Origin of the sequence: Undibacterium sp. FT79W, from assembly GCF_014284215.1 — a bacterium.
Lineage (GTDB): Bacteria > Pseudomonadota > Gammaproteobacteria > Burkholderiales > Burkholderiaceae_D > Undibacterium > Undibacterium aquatile.
Genome location: NZ_JACOGB010000001.1, coordinates 247963 through 268524, shown reverse-complemented (window position 1 = coordinate 268524; position 20562 = coordinate 247963). Strand labels below are relative to the sequence as shown.

Here is a 20562-nt window from a genome sequence, read left to right as displayed (position 1 = left end):
ATGTTTCATATTAAATCGCTGGAACTGGTGCACTGGGATTACTGGCAGCGCATCAAAAATATTCCTCTCGACGCCAAGATCATTACGATTGCCGGACAAAATGGTTCCGGCAAAACCACCTTACTCGATGCCTTGCGCACTTTGTTTGGCCTCGAATGTTCTATGGGCCGCTCTTACAAACACTATGCCCGCCATTCCGGCCAGCAAACCGCATGGATACGTGCGGTCGTTGATAACAGTGCGGTCGGGCCGCAGATTTCTAATCGCCCTTTCCGCATGTCCGGGCTGTATGAAGATGAAGTCACTCTGTTCTGCAAAATAGAAAAAAACGGCGGCGACTGGAAGCGTCAGTATCTGATGCGCGGCGGTAAAGTTGAGATTGAAGAAGTCACCGAAGCACACGACTGGCTGGGTGTGGAAAGTTACCGCAAACGCTTATCTCATGCTGGGTTATCGAATGCGATGGGCAAGGTATTGGCGCTCGAACAGGGCGAAACCGACAAGCTGTGCGAATACGCACCACGCCAGTTGCTCGATCTGGTGTTTCAGGTCTTTGGCGACAAAGAAGTGCTGGATGCTTACGATGATGCGAAGCGCCATCAGCATGATACCGAAGTCGAATTGCAGCGTTTTGAAACTGAACTCGAAGGCGCGAAAGCCAATCTGGAAGGTTTGCGCCTGAAGGTCGCGAATTACCATCAGTATGAAAGTCTGCATAAAGAAAAACGTGATCTGCAGGAAGAAATTCTGCCAACGCTGCAATACCATGAAGACCTCGCCAGAGCCGCAGCCACCAGCCAGTCACTGCGCAACAGCAAACGCTTGCTGAAGACGCAGGATGAAGCCTTATCCGGGCGCCGTCAGCATCTGGCACAGCAAGCGCATGAGGTATCGGAAGCCAAGCAAGTGGAAACCGCGCTGGAAGCCGAAGAATCTGCGCTACGTGAAAAACTGCAGCAAATCAATGCCAAGCTGAAACCGCAGGAAAGTCTGCTGGAACAAAAAAGCCGCCTGCAAAAACTGGCCGCCGAAGCCGATGCCGATGTCGCCAATGTCGCCGACGACTTAGAGAAAAAAGAAGCCGAACTCTCGCGCCAGAAAGCGGAACGCGACGCCCTCAGCCAGCGCATCGCCAGCGAGATGGATACCATCGCCGCACTGCAAGGTAAATCTGCCCTGCCCGACCCGGAAAACGTGCGCCACATGCGCCGCGCCCTGAACGATGCGGGCATCGCGCATTGCATGCTGCCAGATATTGTCGAAGTCACCGACCCGCAATGGCAAGGTGCAGTGGAAGGTATGCTGCGCGGCTATACCTCAGTGATACTGCTGGACAAAGCCAGCGACGCCGCCGCGGCCTACCGCATTGGTGAAAAACAGAAATACAGCCACTTCATCGTGCCTGAACGCATCAGTGCGCCCGTCGTCAAAGACCAGAGCCTGCTGTCTGTGGTGAATTTCACCGCGCAGGCACCGGCCTGGCTGATCGAACAATTACAACGCGTCTCCACCGTCGGCTCGATTGAAGCAGGCATGAAACTGCCGCGCTCGCAAGAATGGATTACGCCCGACGCTTATCATTTTGAACGGCGTGGCGGGCGCTCCCTGTTTGTCGAAGTATCCCGCTACCGTTTCGGCAATGCCGGCCGCACTCAGCGTCTGGAAGCCTTGCTGAAATCGCTGCCGCGCCTGCAATCGCAGGAAGATGTGCTGACCATGAACATCAGCAAACTCGCCGGCGAAATCAGCGCGTATAAAGCGCGTCTGGCGGGTGTCGATGCAGCGAAAGAACTCAGTGCACGTCATGCTGAATTTGAAGAAGCACAGCGCAATACGCAACCGCTGAAACAACAGCGTATCGAAGTCGGCAGCCGCTTAGGTGAAATCGCCCCATTGCTGAAAGCAGCAACAGAACAGCGTTCCGTCGCCCATCTGAAATGGGAGCAGGCCAAGGCAGCGATCGCCGATGCCGAAGCGCAACTGCGTGTATCAGAAAAGCGTCACGCCGAAGAGCGCGCCGCCCAATACGAAACCCTGCGCAGCATGCGCGATACCTGGCATACCCTGCCACCGAATTGGAAGCGTGCCTCGCACCGGCGTGAACTGGTGGCGGAACATGAAAATGTCCATCAGATCGAATTGCGCATCCGCAGTCTGAGCAATAATCTGGCGCGCGATGACTGGGAAACTGACGCCACCGTGGTCGATCAGTACACCCGTCTGAACGCCTTGCTGCAAGGTCGTCAGGCAGAAACCGATGAACGCCGTTATCAGAATAACCGCGCAATCGAAGCCACTATCAATGCCCGCGCCGCCTACATGGACAGGCTGCGTTACACCATCAAGGCTTATAGTAAAAATATCCGGCAACTCGGTGAACTGGCTGGCATTGAAGTGCATACCGATCCGGTCAAACTGGAGAACGATGATATTCAACTGGCGCAGGCCGGTTTGCATGTGCGATTCAAATTCGATGGTAAAGGCCCTATCGGCATGAACGACGGTGAAGCTTCCGGTGGGCAGCAGGTAATGAAATCACTGATTCTGCTGATCGGCCTGCTGAAATCCGAAGATGGTTCCGGCGGCTTCGTTTTCATCGATGAACCGTTTGCCCATCTGGATATCCGCAATATTCAACTGGTTGGCGAGTTCCTGAAAAATACCGATGCACAATATCTGATGACGACACCATTGACGCATAACACCGACGTCTACGACCCGTCAGAACTGACGCTGATCACCAGCAAAAAGAAAAAAGATACCGAATGGGCGCAGCCGATTTTCGTCTTGCAACGGAAGGTGGAAAAAAGCAAGGAAAACCGTTCCTGACCTCTTGCATACACAGTTTCGTGATCAATAGCCGACAGTCTGAAAAAATATCCAGTGCAGCCCGCAGTTGCACTGGGGTATCTCTCAGAAAAACCGTACAATGCTTTTTTTGAAATATCTGGCATTGTCTGCCGGCTGAAGGGGAAACATCACCCCCATCGTCACAGTGTATGAAGGAGAGATGCTGCATGAGCATGGAAATGGATGTCGCCACGGATGTCGTGAGCGAGGCGTTGATCGTCAATGAAGCAGAAAAGGCTGCGGGCGGTTCCCATGCTGCCAAAGTACATGCGCCTGCCGGCAACTGCGCCAATTGCGGCACGCCTTTGACCGGTGCCTATTGTCATGCCTGTGGGCAGTCAGCGCACATTCATCGCTCTCTGCTGCATATGGCAGAAGAGCTTTTACACGGATTGTTGCACTTTGAAACCAAAGCCTGGCGCACTATCCCGGCACTGATTTTTAAACCCGGACAATTAACCCGCAATTATATTCAGGGACAGCGGACACGCTACGTGTCACCGCTGGCGCTATTTCTGTTTCTGATTTTCCTGATGTTTTTCGTCTTTTCAATGACGGCGAGTCATCAGGAAGAAAAGTTATCGTCTGCAACGAAAAGCAAGGTCAGCATCAACAACAGCACCACTGACGGCAATAAAGAAAAAATACCGCAGGCCGATGACAACACTGTTCAATCAGAAATAGATAAAGAACTAAAACAGTTGCGCAAGGAACTGAACGAAGGCGCAAACACGCCGCAAAAAACTGACAAAGAGCAAAGTCAGAAAAAAGACCCGACAGCGCCTGACCAGCCCGCAGCTATCACTATGGAGACAGGGAACGCGGCAACTGATAATGAGGTTGTCGATGCCAGCACACTGATCAAAAAAGTCGACCAGCAGTTTGACAACAAAAAAATGTCTTCGGCCCTGCCAAGGTTGGAACAGAAAATCAGGACGGCCGTTAAAAATCCTGAGCTGATTCTCTACAAAATGAAAAGTAATGCCTCAAAATTTGCTTTTCTGCTGATGCCGATGTCACTGCCATTTTTGTGGTTGCTGTTTATGTTCCGACGTCAGTACGTCATGTTTGACCATGCTGTTTTTTCGCTGTACTCATTATGTTTCATGAGCTTACTGCTGATGTGCACCGCGCTGTTAAACAGGTTCGGTTTCAGCGGAATTGCGGCAATGCTGTTCGCATTTGTGCCGCCGGTGCATATGTACACACAGCTAAAACAAGCGTATCAGCTGACTGTCAAAGGCGCACTCTGGCGCACCTTTGCATTACTTTTTATTGCAACATGCACGCTGTCTTTTTATGCGATTGTTGTGCTGTCAGTCAGTGTTTAAATATCTATCTTCTGACTTCTTAACTTACGGATAGGATATTTCGGTATCAGTATTTTCTTAAAAGAAAAAAGCCCCGCTTAAATATATTGCGGGGCTTTTTTTACGGCAGCCTGGTAATTTACATGCTGGAATGCGGATGCAAATGCAGACGATGGTCGTTAGCCTCGAGTTTGCTCTGACAATCGATACAACGTTCGGCTGTCGGCTCTGCCTCTAAACGCGCAAAAGGAATGGTACTGCCACATTCGCTGCAAATATCGGCGACGTTTTCATTGAGTCTGGCCTGTGCCCGCTGCAAAGCCTGCCACTCCGCATGATGATGCAGGTATTGCGCCATCTCATCGGCATTGAGCGCATCATTCGTGAGGCGGTCGCCCTCGCCCGATAGTATCTGCAAGCTTTCAGGATTATGTTGTCGCAATTCCTCTTGTATGCTTTGCTTCAAGCCATCCAGTTTCTCTTTTAAGCTGTTTTGTTGTGCACTGTTGAGACTCATGTTTTCTCCCTTAAATCGATGACCTGCCAAGTGTCCAGATTACTCTGATCAAAGTAAAACCGTCTTGATAAAACACAATCCGGATGCCGCCAATCTCTTCTTAAAACAAGAATGTAAAAATCTGACCTGTATGGTGAATATTCTGATCTACGTTATCACACGTCTACGTGCGATAGCAATGCAGGGCTTTAGGTAACAGCAGATGTCCGGCCTCATGCATATCAAAGCACAAATAGCTCCCCACAAGCATCATCGGCGTGAAATAATTCTGTTGTACGCTGTTATTCCTCTCGCATCCAGTCGGCCTCCTGTGGCTGGCTGTTTTGTTAACCTCCATTGAACATCAGAACATGAAACCGATGAAGCCCTCCCTGCTTTGTATGCGCCCTGTGCGCAGGCTGTTTTTACTTACTTGTCTCGTTGCCACCAGCAGCCTGGCAGCATTTCCGGCGATTGCGGCAGACAAGCCTGCACAACCAAAACTGGTCGTGGTGCTGGTGGTCGATGGTTTGCCGCAAGAGCAAGTCACGCGTTATCGTGATCAGTTCGGTCAGGGCGGGTTCCGCCGACTGCTGGATCAGGGAGCCTGGTTCAGCAACGCGCATCAGGCACATGGCGTGACAGTCACCGCGGTCGGTCACGCCGCCGTACTGACGGGCGCGTATCCTTACCAGCACGGCATTATCTCGAATGACTGGACAGATACGAAAACACTGGAATCCATGTACTGCACGCAAGACAATGCGCACAGTTATATCGGCGATGAAACCAAACCCGGTGCGGGAACTTCACCTGCTAATTTACGCGCCAGCACGGTGGGCGACGAATTGCGTTACGCAACCGGTAACCGCGCGAAAGTGATCACGGTATCCGGCAAGGATCGCGGCGCGATTCTGCTCGCAGGCAAAGCGGGTACGGCGTATATGTATATGGGCAAATCGGGCAATTTCGCCAGCAGCACCTACTACATGCAAAGCCACCCGCAGTGGGTACAGCAATACCATGCCAGCAAGCCACAGGATAGATTCTATGGCAAAGAATGGCGTCCCTTACTTGCAGATGCGTCGTATGCCGGTGATGCCAGTGACGATCTGATCGCTGACGAAAAAAACCGCTTCCCGTTTAAATATGAAAGCAAATCCGGCAAACCGGATGCGGAATATTACGGCAAGCTGTACACCGGTCCTTATCTCGATGAAATGACACTGGACTTTGCACGTGCTGCGGTGGAAGGCGAAAATCTGGGCCGCAATCCTGCCGGTGTGCCGGATGTGCTGGGCGTCAGCTTATCCAGCCATGATTATGTGAATCATAGTTTCGGCCCTGAAAGCCGGATGTCGCACGATCATTTGCAAAGACTCGATCGTCTGCTGGCGAATTTTTTCAGTTATCTGGATAAACGTGTTGGCCTTGATAACACCATGGTCGTACTGACTGCTGATCATGGCTTCCCGAATGTGCCGGAATTCTCACAATCGATCAAACGCGATGCACAGCGCCTCGATGGTAAGCAAATGTCGGCCGCATTGAGTAAACATCTGGCGGAAAAATTCGGGCAGGAAAACCTGGTCAGAAAATGGTCACCGCCAAATGTGATTCTGGATTACACACTGATAGAGCAAAAGAATCTGAAACGGGAAGAAGTAGAAAACACCGCCGCACGTTTCTTGTTGAATTACCCCGGCGTCGCCAATGCCTTCACCCGCACGCAACTGGAAAATGGCAATCTGCCAGCCACCCGTATCGGCACCTTGATGCAACGCGCCTGGAATCGTCAGGTATCCGGCGACATCATGGTGGTCATCAAGCCTTTCTGGTATTTCAGCAGCGGTAAGCAAGGTACTTCGCATGGTTCACCTTACTCGTATGACACGAATGTGCCGTTAATGATCATGGGCAAACCGTGGATTAAAGCAGGCGCTTACGGTCAATATGCAGAGGTGATGGATATTGCACCGACACTCGCGCATCTGTTGCGCGTGCGTCCGCCATCCGCCGCCGAAGGCCGGGTACTGACAGAAGCCCTGCACTGATAGCGAATTGTTGATTCCTGATATTCGATACCTGTAATTGAAAACGAAAAAAGCCGCATGAAAAATCATGCGGCTTTTTTTATTTCCGTGGCCTGACTTGTTGCTTCAGGCTTTGCGATAGTTATTCAGCATTTTGTAGTTCTTCGCATACAGCGCAAACAACAAGGCTGCGAGTAAGGCAAAACCGGCGAAGAAGAACATCTGGAACGCCGCCACACTGATGCCTGTCGTTTTGATCTGCTCCGTCACTGCCGTGCTTTTCACGCTGGAATTGGCCAGCAAGACCCATAAGTTACCTATCGTCACCGACAGATTCCAGAAACTCATGATCACGCCTTTCATCGCCAGCGGTGCCTGACTGTAAGCGAATTCCAGACCGGTCGCCGAGACCAGCACTTCGCCAAAAGTCAGCAAAGCATACGGCAAGATTTGCCAGGTGATATCAATCGAATTGCCGCCATCAATCGCCAATTGCATAAAGCCGACGACGATCCATGCCAAGCCGGAAAATGCGATACCCAGCCCCATACGGCGCAGGGCAGTCAGCTCAACGCCCATGCGCTTGAGCATAGGGTACAGAATCAGGTTATTGAATGGAATCAGCAGCATCACCAGCATAGGGTTTAATGCCTGCATCTGTGAGGACTGGAACCACGATGGTTTCGTCATCAGATCGGCCTGCAATACCCAGGTTGACGCCTTCTGATCAAACAAAGACCAGAAAGGCGTCACCAGCGCAAACACCACCAGAATGCGCAATACAGAACGCACGCCATCGACTGCCTCATCAGGATGGGCACCACGCGCGCGATCCAATTGCATCCATGCGCCCATGCCACCGAATCCCAGCATTAACACCAGCACCAGACACAAAGCAGCAACGATACCAATGGCTGGAATCAGGAATAGCGAGCCAACGGCCAGCGCCGCGCCCAGCCATGCCATCAGCGTGCCGCTATTCGATTGGCCGGCAACTTTGGTCATCAGCGCAGTACGCACGACATTCAGGAAAGAATGCGGGTCTTTCGAGACCGGCGGCACATGCACATATTTCTTGCGACCAGACCAGAAAATCATGGTCGCGATGAACATCAGCGCTCCGGGAATACCAAAGGCGACGCTGGCACCCAGTTGCTTGAGGAACAGCGGCATCAACAGGGAAGCGAAGAAGGATCCGAAATTGATGATCCAGTAAAAGCCATCGAATACTTTTTGCGCCAGCTTGCGATTGGTCTGGTCAAACTGATCGCCGACAAACGAGGTCACCAGTGGCTTAATCCCGCCGGAGCCCAGCGCGATCAGAAACAGGCCGGTATAAAAGCCATTGCGGTTATCCTCGAATATCGCCAGACACGCATGTCCGGCGCAATACACCAGGCTGAGCCAGAACACGGTATTGTATTTACCGAAGTAACGGTCGGCGAGCCAGCCACCCAGCAAAGGGAAAAAATAAACGCCGATCACGAAAGTATGAAAAACTTCCTTTGCCATGCCTGCACGCATGTTTTCAGGCATCGACAATAACAGGCTGGTAATCAGAAATGAGGTCAGGATGTTGCGCATGCCATAAAAGCTGAAACGTTCACAGCCTTCATTCGCGATAATGTAGGGAATTTGTGGCGGCATTTTCGCTTGTTCAGCGTGCCCGGTGTTTTGCGTCATCGACCTCTCCAGTTTCATTGTTGTTGTGTTGAACAATAAGAAAACGGCCCTTGGTAAAGGCCGTCTGTAAAAAACATTTTATCCTGCTGTATTTTTCGCCCCAAATGGTGGGCGAAGTATCCTGATTTGCCGGTATCACGTCAAGCTTCAGAAGCGTCAGCAAGCAGGTAAAGCCTTGGCTTGCTGACGACAGCGGATTGATTTTTCGTTTTATTTTCTGCCTTTTATTTTGCGCCAGATACGGAATGGCAGGCGGAAAATAAAGCGGATAAACGTCACGGTGAATATTGCCTCCAGCAAGGTCAGCACAAATGCCACTGCCGTATTCCAGCGTTCATCGCGACGGTGAAATTTCGCCACCATGCGGTCGCTGTTGATTTCTATACTGTCATAGAAAGTCGGCACCACCAGCAAGGTCAGCAAAGTCGAGGTGATTGTGCCGCCGATGATTGCAATCGCTAAAGGACGATAAAACTCGCCGCCTTCACCCAAGCCGATTGCGACTGGCAACATACCTGCAATCAATGCAAATGTCGTCATCAGAATCGGCCGCAGACGTTTGCGCCCGGCATACATCAGCGCTTCTTCGCGCTCAAAACCTTCACGCTCACGTTCACGCGCACAGTCCAGCAGCAAAATCGCATTCTTCGCCACCAGCCCCATCAGCATGATGATGCCGATAAAGCTCATCAGATTGAGTGTGCCTTTGGTCAGCAACAGCGCCACCACCACGCCGATCAGACTCAAGGGCAAAGACAGCATCACCGCAATCGGAGCAGTAAACGAGCCGAACTGCATGACCAGAATCAGATACATCAGGCCTATGCCCATCACCAATGCAATTCCCATCTCGCTGAACAATTCTTTCTGCGAGCGGGCGGCACCACCGAGTTCGAGTGCATAACCAGTAGGAAAACTCATCGCTTTGGCGATTTTCAACGCATCGGAAGTCACTTCACCGGCAGAACGTCCCTGCACGTTGGCTGACACCGCGATCATGCGTTTGCCATCGTAATGCTGAATCTGCGATGGCCCTTTGCCCATCGTGATTTTCGCAATCTGTTCCAACGGCACCATCTTATCGCTGCCAGTCACGGAGATAGGCAAACGTTCGATGTTTTCCAGATTGACACGGTCACCCGGTTGCAAACGCACAGATACATCGCGCGTTTCGCCGGTAGGATCAACCCAGTCGCCAACTTCCACACCGGCAAACGCGACCCGCAATGCTTGCGCGGCGTCATTCACAGAAATGCCGAGGGTATTCGCCAGTCCGCGATCCATTTCTATCTGCAATTCATCTTTAGGATCTTGTTCAGATAAGCCGACATCGACTGCGCCATCGACTTTTCTGAGTTTATCCATGAATTCATTTGCAATCGACAACAGCTTGCGGGCATCCGGGCCGGAGAACTGTATCTGCACCGGCTTACCGCCGCCATTATTCAGGTCATCCTGCACCACATATTCGGCGCCGATGATGTTGCCGACCAGCTTGCGCAATTCAACGGCAATCTCCGCCGCCGAGCGTTTACGTTCTGTGCTTTTGCCAATATCAACATAGACGCGGCCACCGCTCAGATTGACCGTGCTGTTGGTTGCCTTGGTTTCTTTGATAGTACGCGCAAGCTCTGCTGATTTTTCAACTTTCAGACGAGAGTATTCCAAACTCGAACTCGAAGGAGTGCGCACGTTGACGATCAGCATGCCGTTATCGGCTGCTGGCAAAAAGCTGGAGCCGCCCAGTGTCGCATGTAAGACGATCGCCACGACAAATGAGACACCGGCAATCACCGCCATCCAGACGCGGTGATGCAGCGCCCATGCAATCACATTACCGTAACGGTCTGACTGATGATCGAACCATTGATTGAACCTTGCCAGAACCAGACTAATGCCTTTTTTCGGCAATTCATGATGCCCCGGCGGATCACCCCAGTAAGCCGACAACATAGGATCGAGCGTAAAGGAAATAAACAGACTGACCAGCACCGAAGACGCGACGGTCAGCGCAAACGGCCGGAACCACTCGCCGGAAACGCCCGGCATAAACGCGACAGGAATGAAAACAGCAATGATAGAAAACGTCGTTGCCGCCACGGCCAGCCCGATTTCTTTCGTCCCGTTACTTGCGGCGGTACGTCTGTCCACACCCATTTCCATGTGCCGGACGATGTTTTCGCGCACCACAATCGCATCATCAATCAACACACCGATCGCCAGCGATAATCCCAGCAAGGTCATAAAGTTGAGGGTAAAGCCGGATAACCAGATCGCAATAAATGCGGCCACAACCGAGGTCGGCAGACTCAGCGCTGTAATCAGAGTTGAACGCCAGGAATTAAGGAAAACATACACCACGAAAATCGTCAGCACCGCGCCGAAAATCAGCGATTCGATGACGTTATTCAGACTGCTTTCAGCATCCTTACCGCCATCCTGCGTGACTTCCATTTTGGTACCGGCAGGCAGTGTTTTGTTGATCTCATCGACCATGCTGCGAATGCGTTTTGCCACCGACACCGTACTCGCATCGCGTGAACGGGTCACAGAAATACCGACGTTAGGATTGCCGTTGCGGACGCTGAAACCGCTGATCTCAGCAAAGCCATCGGCGATATCAGCAACCTGTGCCAGACGGATGATTTCATTACCACGGCGCTTGATGACGATCGCCTTGAAATCCTCCGGCGACTCTATCCTGCCGATCAGACGTATGCTTTGTTCGTTGAGTTCACCTTTGACTTTACCCACCGGTGCTGTGGTGTTCTGGCTTTTTAAGGCGTTCACGACTTCCGCCACCGACACATTGTATTCACGCAGTTTCTGCGAATGCAGCAAGACACTCAGCTCACGTTTCAGCGAACCATTGACAGTGACCGTCGCAACGCCATCAATGCCCCGGAATTTTTCCGAAAATTCATCTTCGGCCTTGCGTGAAATCTCAGCGTGCGTCAGTGTGCTGGAAGACAAAGCAATCTGCATGATGGGTTGCGCCGACGGGTCTATCCTTTGCAGCACCGGTTCGCGCATTTCCACCGGCAGCTTGTAGCGCACACCAGCAATCGCATTTCTCACCTCATCCGAGGCTTCCACCATGTTCTTATTAAAGTTGAAGAAGATGACGATACTCGCGCTGCCTTCATAAGCAGTTGAGGTCAATTTATCGACACCGGTGATACTCTGCAAAGATTTTTCTATGCGGTTAATCACTTCCCGTTCCACGGTTTCCGGTGAGGCACCGGGATACGGCACGCTGACCACCAGCAAGGGCTGATCGACATCCGGAATCTGATTAACCTTGAGTTTTTTCAGGGCAAGTAAGCCCAACGCCATCAATGCGATGATGATCACGATCATCGCTATCGGGCGTTTGATACTGAAGTCGGATAAAAACATGGTTTATTTCCCCGCAGCCGCAGAAGCTGTCGTTGAAGCTGAAGCTGAGGCTGCTGCAGCGGATGCCGCTGCCGGTGCAGGTACTGCAACGGGCGTATTTTTAGGAACAGAAGCCACCATCTGCACTTTTTGCCCGTCCTTCAACGTGGACAGCGGATTGCTGACCACCTTATCGCCATTCAGCAGGCCGCTGCGCACCACAAAATCGCCCCGACGCGGATCACGCTCACCGATGCTGACGCTGACTTTATTCAGAACACCATCCTTGACGCGCCATGCATACGCCTTGTCACCATCGCGTACCAGTGCAGAACCGGGGATCATCAGGGTTTCCATGGATGTCGCTTCTATCATGCCTTCGGCAAACAGGCCGGATACGCGTGGCTGTGTGCCCTCGCCTAATGTGACCAGCACTTCGACCTGACGTGTCGTTGCGTTCGCCGCTAAATCGACGCGCTTCACTTTTCCTCTGAATTCCTGATTGCCATAGCCATTGATGCGGAAAGAGACTGCTTGTCCGATCTTGACGCTGGTGACTTTGTCGGCCGATACCAATCCTTCAAAACGCATGCTGGTCGGATCAATGACTTTCACCAGTTCCTTACCGATTTGTGCGGTATCACCAGCCGACACTTTACGTTCGCTGACCACGCCGTCAAACGGTGCGCGGACTTCCGTGCGTTGTAATTGCTGACGTGCCTGCACTGTGCGCGCCTTTGCGGCAACCAGATCGCTTTGCGTGTTGTTGCGACGGATTTCAGCATCTTCTAATTGTTGAGTGGATGCCATACCGGAAGCGCGCAGGGTTTTCAGACGCTGCAACTGGCGCTCGGCCTGATCAAACGTCTGCACCGCAGCGCGCTCGGCTTCCTGCGCGGAATGCAGACTGTCTTTGATCGACGTGTCGTCCAGCCGCACCAGCGTATCGCCGCGCTTCACGGTTTCGCCGTTTTCTTTCAACACCTGCAAAACAACCGAGGAAATTTCTGAACGCAGATCAGCTTTTCGTTCTGGCTGGATAGAGCCGGTAATCACGGGGCCAGAAGAGAGTGCATTACTCTGTACGGTGGATAAATCCTCATTGGTCACCATCAGAGGTTTATCGGCAGTCGCAGAGGCGCTGGCCTTTGTCTGGTCATCACTTTTTTTGAACTTGCTACAGCCGGTGAAGGCAAGTGCAATACTTAATACAATCAGACTAGGTCGCAACATAAGGAATCTCCGGAATACTCTAATTTTTAGAAGGCAGCTTGGACTGAAAATAAAGAAAAAAGGTTCAACGAACGAACCTGTCATGCTGAACATCGCAACACATGACGCTGACCAGACCTGAAAATAGTAAACGTGAGGTAAAACCGAGGTCAAAGACAGGGACCAGATTCAACCAACATCAGTCAGCATCAACACAATGGCACGGGAAAAATCCCGGAAACACTCAATATTGCCAGTCAGTTTTTCAGCATCCCGCGAATTACACTTGCATTCAATAAATGCGTCGTGAGGGAATGAAGCTGGCAGTATCCATGAGTCGCAAAGCTCTTGTCAATCGGGCATTGCGTGTATTAAATAAGACAGGCACAAGCCTTTGTACGGCTTGCTTTTCCCCTGCAAGTCCGGTAGGCTCCGGCCTCCTTTGCTTTTCCGTATTTGTTGTGCCAGCCTCTGTCAAATCTGCTCAAACTGCATCCCCAGCTGCCCCCGTAACTGCTGCATCAGCCAACTACGCTGCGACCATACTGATCGCCACCGATGTCTTTGGAATTACCCCTGCGGTACAGAGTCTGGTACGTCAGCTCTCAGTCAATGCCCTCATCATCAGCCCGTTTCAGGATACTGAACGCCAGTTCCGTTCGGAGCAAGACGCATACCAGGCCTTCATTGCCGAAGGCGGCGTCGCCCGCTATACAGAAAAGCTCGATGCTATCCTGCAACAGCACACCGGGCTGACTCATGCGATAGGATTCAGCGCCGGCGCCAGTGCCCTATGGATCAGCAGCCAGCACGAATTCGTGCGTTCATTGCAGAACATGGTGCTGTTTTACGGCTCACGGATACGCGATTATCGAGAAGTACTTCCTGTTTGCCCTGTACGCCTGATTTTTGCGGAACAGGAAGCAGCTTTTGATCCCGCGAAACTGGTCAACGATCTGCGCCAACGCGGTCATCCGGCAGAACTCGCCAAAGGAACCCGGCATGGTTTCATGAATGCGTATTCCCGCGGTTGCTGCGTTAAATCGCAAACCCGTTATACCGCAGAATTATTCGGCCTGCTGCATCCGGCGTCAGATAAAGCCGCAGCATGAAATGAATGGCATATTCAAATCTGCGCCAGACATTGTGGATGCCGGTTTGTTCCGTATTGATTTGCTGCGGGTATCAGAACAGGTCCGGATTTGAGTAAATGTCTGGCGTCCCTTATACTTCCTCCCGCGTGACACAATCACCGCCCTGCGCTTTTGATTGCACCAACCAGCAATCAGAAGCTTTTTTTTATCCAGTATTTGTTGTACCCGTTTTGTCCTTTTTCATTCACTTTTTGCGGCCAGACACTGTAGCCTTATCAGGTTCACAGTATTACGCCGCGCGGAGCCATAAGCATGACCGCTTTTGTTTTTAACGAAATCAACTTCGACAACCACGAACAGGTTGTTTTTGCCTCAGAAGAAAAATCCGGCCTGAAAGCCATTATCGCTGTTCACAATACGCATCTCGGCCCGGCAATGGGCGGCTGCCGTATGTGGAACTATGCCAGCGAAGCAGAAGCGGTACGCGACGTACTACGCCTCTCACGCGGCATGACTTATAAAAACGCGGTAGCCGGCCTGCCTATCGGCGGCGGTAAAAGCGTCATCATCGGCAACCCGAAAACAGATAAAACACCGGCTTTGTTTGAAGCCCTGGGCGAAGCGCTTGAGCGTCTCGGCGGTCGCTATGTCACGGCAGAAGACGTCGGCACCAGCCCGGCAGATATGGCCAATGTCGCCAGCAAAACAAAATACGTCGCGGGTCTCGGTGACCGTGGCGATCCGTCACCATTTACCGCACTCGGCTGCTTCGTCGGCGCACAAGCCGCAATCAAACATCAACTCAAACGCGATAGCTTTGACGGTCTGACCGTTGCGCTGCAAGGCCTGGGGCATGTCGGTTACGACTACGCCCGCCGTCTGCATGCAGCAGGTGCAAAATTAGTCGTGGCCGATATCGATCAGGCTGCATTGCAACGCGCGCAAGACGAGCTGGGTGCAGAAGTCGTCGGCATTGATGCGATCTACGATGTGCAGGCCGACATTTATGCGCCTTGCGCTCTCGGTGCGACACTGAATCCGGATACGCTTTCCCGCCTGAAAGCCAGGATCGTTGCAGGTGCGGCCAATAATCAGTTAGCCACCGCCGATATCGGTGAAGCCTGTCGCCAGAAAGGTATTTTGTACGCGCCGGATTTCGTCATTAATGCCGGCGGCATTATCAAAGTCTGCTACGAATACCTGAATACACCGGAAGACGGCATGGAAGCGCATGTACGCCGTATCGGCGACACCCTGGCAGAAGTATTCACCCGCGCCGATGCAGAAGGTTTGCCAACCAGCGTGATAGCTGATCGCATCGCGGAAGCGAAGTTTAAAAACTAAGCATGCTGACGGTATACTGATTCACTGATACCGTCATCGCAAAGCTACCTGGACAACATGTCAGGTGGCTTTTTTTCATCCGGGCTTAATACCGACATCTGCTGAACAGCTGCGTTGTCAACGAGTGGATCAAAAAAAGCGCACGGCCAAGCTCACATCACGTAAAGGTGAAAGCTCACTTTTCCGCTGACTTAGGCAGCAAGCCCTCCAATTGCGCAGGTAAAGATCCGGCAGAATCATAATTCGACAGCACGATCATCGTGTATCCACTGTCGAGGTACATTGCAACATCGCCGGACACGCCGCGCAGACTACCGGAATGTCCCGCCACTTTTCCTAATGCGCTATTCCATACCTGAAAGCCTAAACCGTAGGGTCTGCCGCCCGCGTTTTGTCCCTGGCTGTTATCAGCCAAATGTAATTGCAGCGTAGCTTTTTTAATTAACTTCCCGCTCTGCAATGCGGTAGTGAAGCGCCATAAATCATGGACGGTCGAGTAGCCTGCACCGAATGGCAGTCCCCGCAAAGGAATATAAAAATTATTCTCTTTTGAAAAATCTGGCGCTTCCGGCGTAGAAAAATAGCCGGTCGCCATGTTATCGACAGGCTCATCCCGGAAATAACTGTCAGAGTTCAGCATCCCTGCAGGTTGATAAATATGATCCCGGATATAGCTGAAAAAATTTTCTCCAGATGCCTTCTGGATCACCAGACCTAATAAAAAATACCCTGTATTGCTATAGAAAAAACGGCTGCCCGGTTCGGCTTTCAGCGCGTCGCCTTGCAATAATGGTTTGTAATCTGCGAGCTCTCGCAAAAACAGCAGTCTGATGTAGGACGCGTGCGTTATCTGCTGCGACAGCATGTCGCCAAAGCCAGCGCGATGTGACAACAACTGCCGTATCGTGACCTTATCCAGTACATTTTTGGGATACCAGCTCGCATCCACGTATTGACTCAACTTATCGTCGTAACTGAGTTTTCCCGCGTCCGCCAATTGCGCAATCGCGACAGCGGTCAACATCTTTCCTATCGACGCAATATTAAATTTAGTGTCTATCGTATTCGCATAGTGGTAGCGCTTATTTGCCTGCCCGCACACACCATCGGCAATGAGGCGCTCTCCTTTCGCGATTAATATCGCACCGGAAAACTGATTCTGCTGACATTTTTCCTGAAGAAGTGCGCGGATATTATTCGCTAATTGCGTTTCCGCCGTACTTAATAACGCCGCATTGTCCGGCATTGCTGATACAAGCTGAGCGCTCACTTGCGCAGAAGCAAATGAATATCCGCTGAAAAACAAAACAGCTCCGCTAACAATAAACAGCAGTTTTTTTATCCCCATGCGATCACCTTATTTTTCATTAAAAGAACAAGCGGCATTCATTTAACTACGGACTTAAAAAATGAGCAATCTCAGCACCCCGGCATTTTCACCATCTGTCATTCCGGTATGCATTAAAAATACATGCGTTAAAAATGACGAAGCCGCCTGAAAAAGGATACAGGCGGCTTGCGAGGTCTGCTTAGTAACAGAAAGGAGATTACACTCGGTGTTCAGCCTCGTCCGTCGTGAATTCTGCATCGCTGTTAAACACGTTCATATCGGTTTCACCCAATACCCGGCTGGTGATCGTCCCCGCTGTAATCGCACCGCTGACATTCAATGCCGTACGCCCCATATCAATTAAGGGTTCCACGGAAATCAACAGTCCCGCTAATGCGACTGGCAGATTCATCGTTGAAAGAACGATCAGGGCAGCAAAGGTCGCGCCGCCACCGACACCGGCAACGCCGATCGAACCTATCGTCACAATCGCAATTAACTGCGCGATAAAACTGAAGGTAAATGGATCTATGCCCACCGTTGGCGCGATCATGATCGCCAGCATCGCAGGATATATTCCGGCACAACCGTTCTGGCCTATCGTCGCACCAAATGAGGCAGCGAAATTCGCAATGCCTTCCGGTGTCCCCAGGCGCTGGGTCTGAGTCTGCACATTCATAGGAATCGCCCCCATGCTGGTGCGCGAAGTAAACGCAAATGCCAATACCGGAAATATCTTTTTAGCGAACTTAACCGGATTCAGACCAGCACCGGCAATCAGACATAAATGTACGCCAAACATCAGCAACAGCGCGCTGTACGATGCGACGACAAAGTTAATCAACTTCAGAATATCGGCATAACTCGATTCCGCCACAACCATCGCTATTAAAGCAAAAACGCCATACGGTGTCAGACGCAATACCATGGAAACCATGCGCATGACAATGGCGTGGGCGACGTTGATAAACTGGGTAAATGAGGCAAACAGTAAGGGTTTGGCTGTGGCGATGCCGGTCGCAGAAAGACCGATGAAAATCGAAAAAATCACCACCGCAATTGTTGATGTTTTACGTGCGCCGGTGATATCCAGAAACGGATTCGTCGGAATAAAACTCAAGAGCAAACTTGGCAGGCTGATTGCCTTTGCATTTGCCAGCGTGCCTTGCAGATATTCGCCACGCGCGACTTCGGCCGCCGTTGAACTCAAGCCAACGGCAGTCAGGCCAAAGAATTTGGCCATCAGAATGCCGATGCCCGCTGCGACTGCTGTCGTTGCCAGCAAGGTGCCTATGGTCAAGGCACTGATTTTTCCGAGTTCACTGGCACCATTCAGTTTCAGAATCGCGCCGACGATCGACACCATAATCAGCGGCATCACGATCATCTGCAACAGCTTGACGTAACCTGTACCAACGATGTCGAGATAAGCATTGGTCGTGGTGATAATCGCTGCCGTGCTGACATCACCGCTATACAACAGATGCATCGCTGCACCCAGCAATACGCCCAGCACCAAGCCAGTCAGCACGCGCACGGTGAACGTTGCCTCCATACGCTGCTGCCGGTACATCAATCCGCCTATCGCCACAGCGATGGCCAGATTAATCAAAACAAAGATGGTGGAATAAGTAGCGATCGGACCGATCATGAACTTGCCTCTGTCTAAATGAAATGAAGTGAAAAGCAGTGACGGATAGGCCACTCAGCATGTTGAGATTTTTCGATAAAAAATCAATGATTCCTGTGATTATACTTGGCAACGATAAAGTCACTGCGTGGTGGCGACGTCGCCCCAAGAGCGCACGTATCAAAGCGCATTGCGAAAGCGTTCCGGTACAAATACACTGAGCGTCTTGCTGCAAAGCAGCCACACTGATTTAACTCTGACGCCTGAGAAGGATGCCGACAATGACGATCTTGCTTACCCCACGCCTGCAATTGATTCCGATGGACGATAGTCATTTTGATGGGCTGTTCGCGATGAACAGCGATATCGAAGTGATGCGTTACATCACCGGAAAACCGGATACACCCGCCGACACGCAAGCGATGATCGATCGCGTCAAAGCGCGCTGGAAAGAATACGGATTTTCCTGGTGGTCGTTTTTTGAAAAAGACAGCGGTCAGTTAGTCGGTGCGGGTTGTATTCAGCATCTGGGGCGCGATCCGGCGAATCCGCTGGAGACTGGCTGGCGGCTGCGCCGTGACCGCTGGGGCAACGGCTATGCATCAGAAGCAGCCAGAGCGATGGCTGGCTTTGCCTTCGACACCCTGAACGCGCCGCTGTTGTGTGCCGTCTGTCATCCGGATAATCATGCGTCCGCCCACGTCATGAAAAAACTAGGTATGCAGTTTAAAGCAACCGAATCATGGTACGACATGCAAGTCGCCGTCTACGATATGCCGCGTGCAGTCTGGCAAGCGAACAGCGCCGCGCAGCATCAGTCAAATTAAGTCTGCCAACACTGGCTCACAAGCGTCAGCAAGGTCAAAAGATTCCCCTGAAGCGACATCACCTACGATGTCGTTTTTTTTCATTCGTCTGCCATCAGCAACGCTCGTTCATTTTTACAACATCGTTATGCACTGAGTCCATTCGAGCTTCTTGCGCAGCCAGCCCGCCAACCTCTCGCTAAGCTGATGCATCCTCGTCATATCGTTTTACGCTGCCTTTGCACTGCGTTTGTATTGATGCCTTACGCAGACAATGTTGCGTAAGTTCCGTCTTATTTGAATTTTTTCATTTCATTCAAACAACTTCTCTCTTAGAATTGCTTTTATGATTAGATTGCCCGCACATCAACAAGCAGTTGAAGTTCATGTTGAATAGCGTCTTCCTTTTCAATAATTCATCGGTATCGCGCGCCACATCGTTGGCTCGCCGCTTTCGTCGCAGTACAAATCAAGGAGAAAAAATGAGTATGGTGTTTTGCCGCGGCTGCGGTAAGGAAATTCATGAAACCGCTGTGACCTGCCCCAATTGTGGCGCACCACAGGGAACGCCAAAAGAAGCGAGCAATTCCGACAAGCGGATTTTGCCTGCTGCATTGCTGTGCTTTTTCTTAGGCGTCTTTGGCATACACCGTTTTTATGTAGGAAAAATCGGTACCGGTATTTTGCAGTTGCTGACGTTTGGTGGTCTGGGTATCTGGGCACTGATCGATTTCATCATGATCGTGGTCGGCAGCTTCACCGATAAAGACGGTAATACGATCAACCTCTGGACCTGAGATCACAGCAACGAGCAAACCTGGCGAGCCTGCGACGTATGCACGATGCGGTGTTGGCCAGTGATCTGTCAATGTGCTGAAAAAATTATCTGAAAAGGAAAACTATGAGCATGGTATTTTGCCGCGGCTGCGGTAAGGAAATTCACGAAACTGCTGCAACCTGCCCGCATTGTGGTGCGCAGCAAACGGTGTCGGCACCATCGGCGAACGTTGCTGGCGATGAAGTTCAGGCGTTCGACTGGTATGTCGCTGTACTCAGAAATTATGCCGGCTTCAGTGGCCGTGCACGTCGCAAAGAATACTGGTTCTTTTTCCTGTTTAACATCCTGATCAGTATGGGTTTAGGTCTGGTCGATGGCATCACTGGCAGTTCAAATATTTCATCAGGTATGGGGTTTCTCGGTGGTCTTTATGCACTAGGTACATTCATCCCTGCCATTGCGGTTACCATGCGCCGTCTGCATGATACCAACCGCAGTGGCTGGTGGATGCTGATCGCACTCGTTCCTGTCATCGGTATCATCGTGCTGCTGGTGTTCCTCGCGAGCGAAGGGCAAAAGACAGAAAATCGTTACGGTGCTCCGGTCAAATAAGCCGAC

Annotated in this window: 14 protein-coding genes; 8 read left to right on the top strand and 6 right to left on the bottom strand. The window is 51.4% G+C overall.

Going from position 1 to position 20562, the window contains the following annotated elements; all coding sequences use genetic code 11:
• Positions 1-2829 carry an ATP-binding protein gene (locus tag H8K38_RS01190; protein WP_186882958.1) on the top strand — a complete coding sequence of 943 codons (2829 nt, stop codon included), beginning with the start codon at positions 1-3 and terminating at the stop codon, positions 2827-2829.
• Positions 2830-3017: 188 nt separating this feature from the next.
• Entirely contained in the window at positions 3018-4181 is a 1164-nt protein-coding gene (locus tag H8K38_RS01185; protein WP_186882957.1) for a DUF3667 domain-containing protein, read from the top strand.
• 118 nt (positions 4182-4299) lie between these two features.
• On the opposite strand, the gene H8K38_RS01180 is transcribed toward H8K38_RS01185, so the two are convergent.
• Positions 4300-4677: a TraR/DksA family transcriptional regulator gene (locus H8K38_RS01180; protein WP_186882956.1), complete on the bottom strand. Its 378-nt coding sequence runs from the start codon at positions 4675-4677 to the stop codon at positions 4300-4302.
• A 359-nt stretch (positions 4678-5036) separates the two neighbouring features.
• Between H8K38_RS01180 and H8K38_RS01175 the strand changes: the two genes are divergently transcribed.
• Positions 5037-6710, top strand: coding sequence for an alkaline phosphatase family protein (locus H8K38_RS01175; RefSeq protein ID WP_255422773.1), 1674 nt, complete (start codon positions 5037-5039; stop codon positions 6708-6710).
• Between the two features lie 105 nt (positions 6711-6815).
• On the opposite strand, the gene H8K38_RS01170 is transcribed toward H8K38_RS01175, so the two are convergent.
• From H8K38_RS01170 to H8K38_RS01160, 3 genes are all read right to left on the bottom strand, one after another.
• Positions 6816-8372, bottom strand: coding sequence for an oligopeptide:H+ symporter (locus H8K38_RS01170; protein WP_186882955.1), 1557 nt, complete (start codon positions 8370-8372; stop codon positions 6816-6818).
• Between the two features lie 210 nt (positions 8373-8582).
• Positions 8583-11771 carry an efflux RND transporter permease subunit gene (locus H8K38_RS01165; protein WP_186882954.1) on the bottom strand — a complete coding sequence of 1063 codons (3189 nt, stop codon included), beginning with the start codon at positions 11769-11771 and terminating at the stop codon, positions 8583-8585.
• Positions 11772-11774: 3 nt separating this feature from the next.
• On the bottom strand, positions 11775-12983 hold the full coding sequence (locus H8K38_RS01160; RefSeq protein ID WP_186882953.1) for an efflux RND transporter periplasmic adaptor subunit: 1209 nt from the start codon (positions 12981-12983) through the stop codon (positions 11775-11777).
• 440 nt (positions 12984-13423) lie between these two features.
• Here H8K38_RS01160 and H8K38_RS01155 point away from each other — a divergent pair, with 440 nt between their 5' ends.
• Together H8K38_RS01155 and H8K38_RS01150 are read left to right on the top strand one after the other, a co-directional pair.
• Complete coding sequence (locus H8K38_RS01155; protein ID WP_186882952.1) at positions 13424-14074, top strand: hypothetical protein; 651 nt, start codon at positions 13424-13426, stop codon at positions 14072-14074.
• Positions 14075-14368: 294 nt separating this feature from the next.
• Entirely contained in the window at positions 14369-15400 is a 1032-nt protein-coding gene (locus H8K38_RS01150; protein WP_186882951.1) for a Glu/Leu/Phe/Val dehydrogenase, read from the top strand.
• A 175-nt stretch (positions 15401-15575) separates the two neighbouring features.
• Here the strand turns inward: H8K38_RS01150 and H8K38_RS01145 are convergent, their stop codons facing one another.
• Together H8K38_RS01145 and H8K38_RS01140 are read right to left on the bottom strand one after the other, a co-directional pair.
• Positions 15576-16748 carry a serine hydrolase gene (locus tag H8K38_RS01145; RefSeq protein WP_186882950.1) on the bottom strand — a complete coding sequence of 391 codons (1173 nt, stop codon included), beginning with the start codon at positions 16746-16748 and terminating at the stop codon, positions 15576-15578.
• 199 nt (positions 16749-16947) lie between these two features.
• The gene (locus H8K38_RS01140; RefSeq protein WP_186882949.1) at positions 16948-18381 is read right to left on the bottom strand and encodes an L-cystine transporter; all 1434 of its coding nucleotides are present in this window, start codon (positions 18379-18381) and stop codon (positions 16948-16950) included.
• A gap of 260 nt (positions 18382-18641) precedes the next feature.
• Here H8K38_RS01140 and H8K38_RS01135 point away from each other — a divergent pair, with 260 nt between their 5' ends.
• The 3 genes from H8K38_RS01135 (at position 18642) to H8K38_RS01125 (ending at position 20556) form a co-directional block, all read left to right on the top strand.
• On the top strand, positions 18642-19187 hold the full coding sequence (locus H8K38_RS01135) for a GNAT family N-acetyltransferase (protein ID WP_186882948.1): 546 nt from the start codon (positions 18642-18644) through the stop codon (positions 19185-19187).
• A 461-nt stretch (positions 19188-19648) separates the two neighbouring features.
• Positions 19649-19963, top strand: a complete 315-nt coding sequence (locus H8K38_RS01130; RefSeq protein ID WP_186882947.1) for a TM2 domain-containing protein — start codon at positions 19649-19651, stop codon at positions 19961-19963.
• A 104-nt stretch (positions 19964-20067) separates the two neighbouring features.
• Positions 20068-20556 carry a DUF805 domain-containing protein gene (locus tag H8K38_RS01125; protein WP_255422772.1) on the top strand — a complete coding sequence of 163 codons (489 nt, stop codon included), beginning with the start codon at positions 20068-20070 and terminating at the stop codon, positions 20554-20556.
• Positions 20557-20562: the final 6 nt, after the last annotated feature.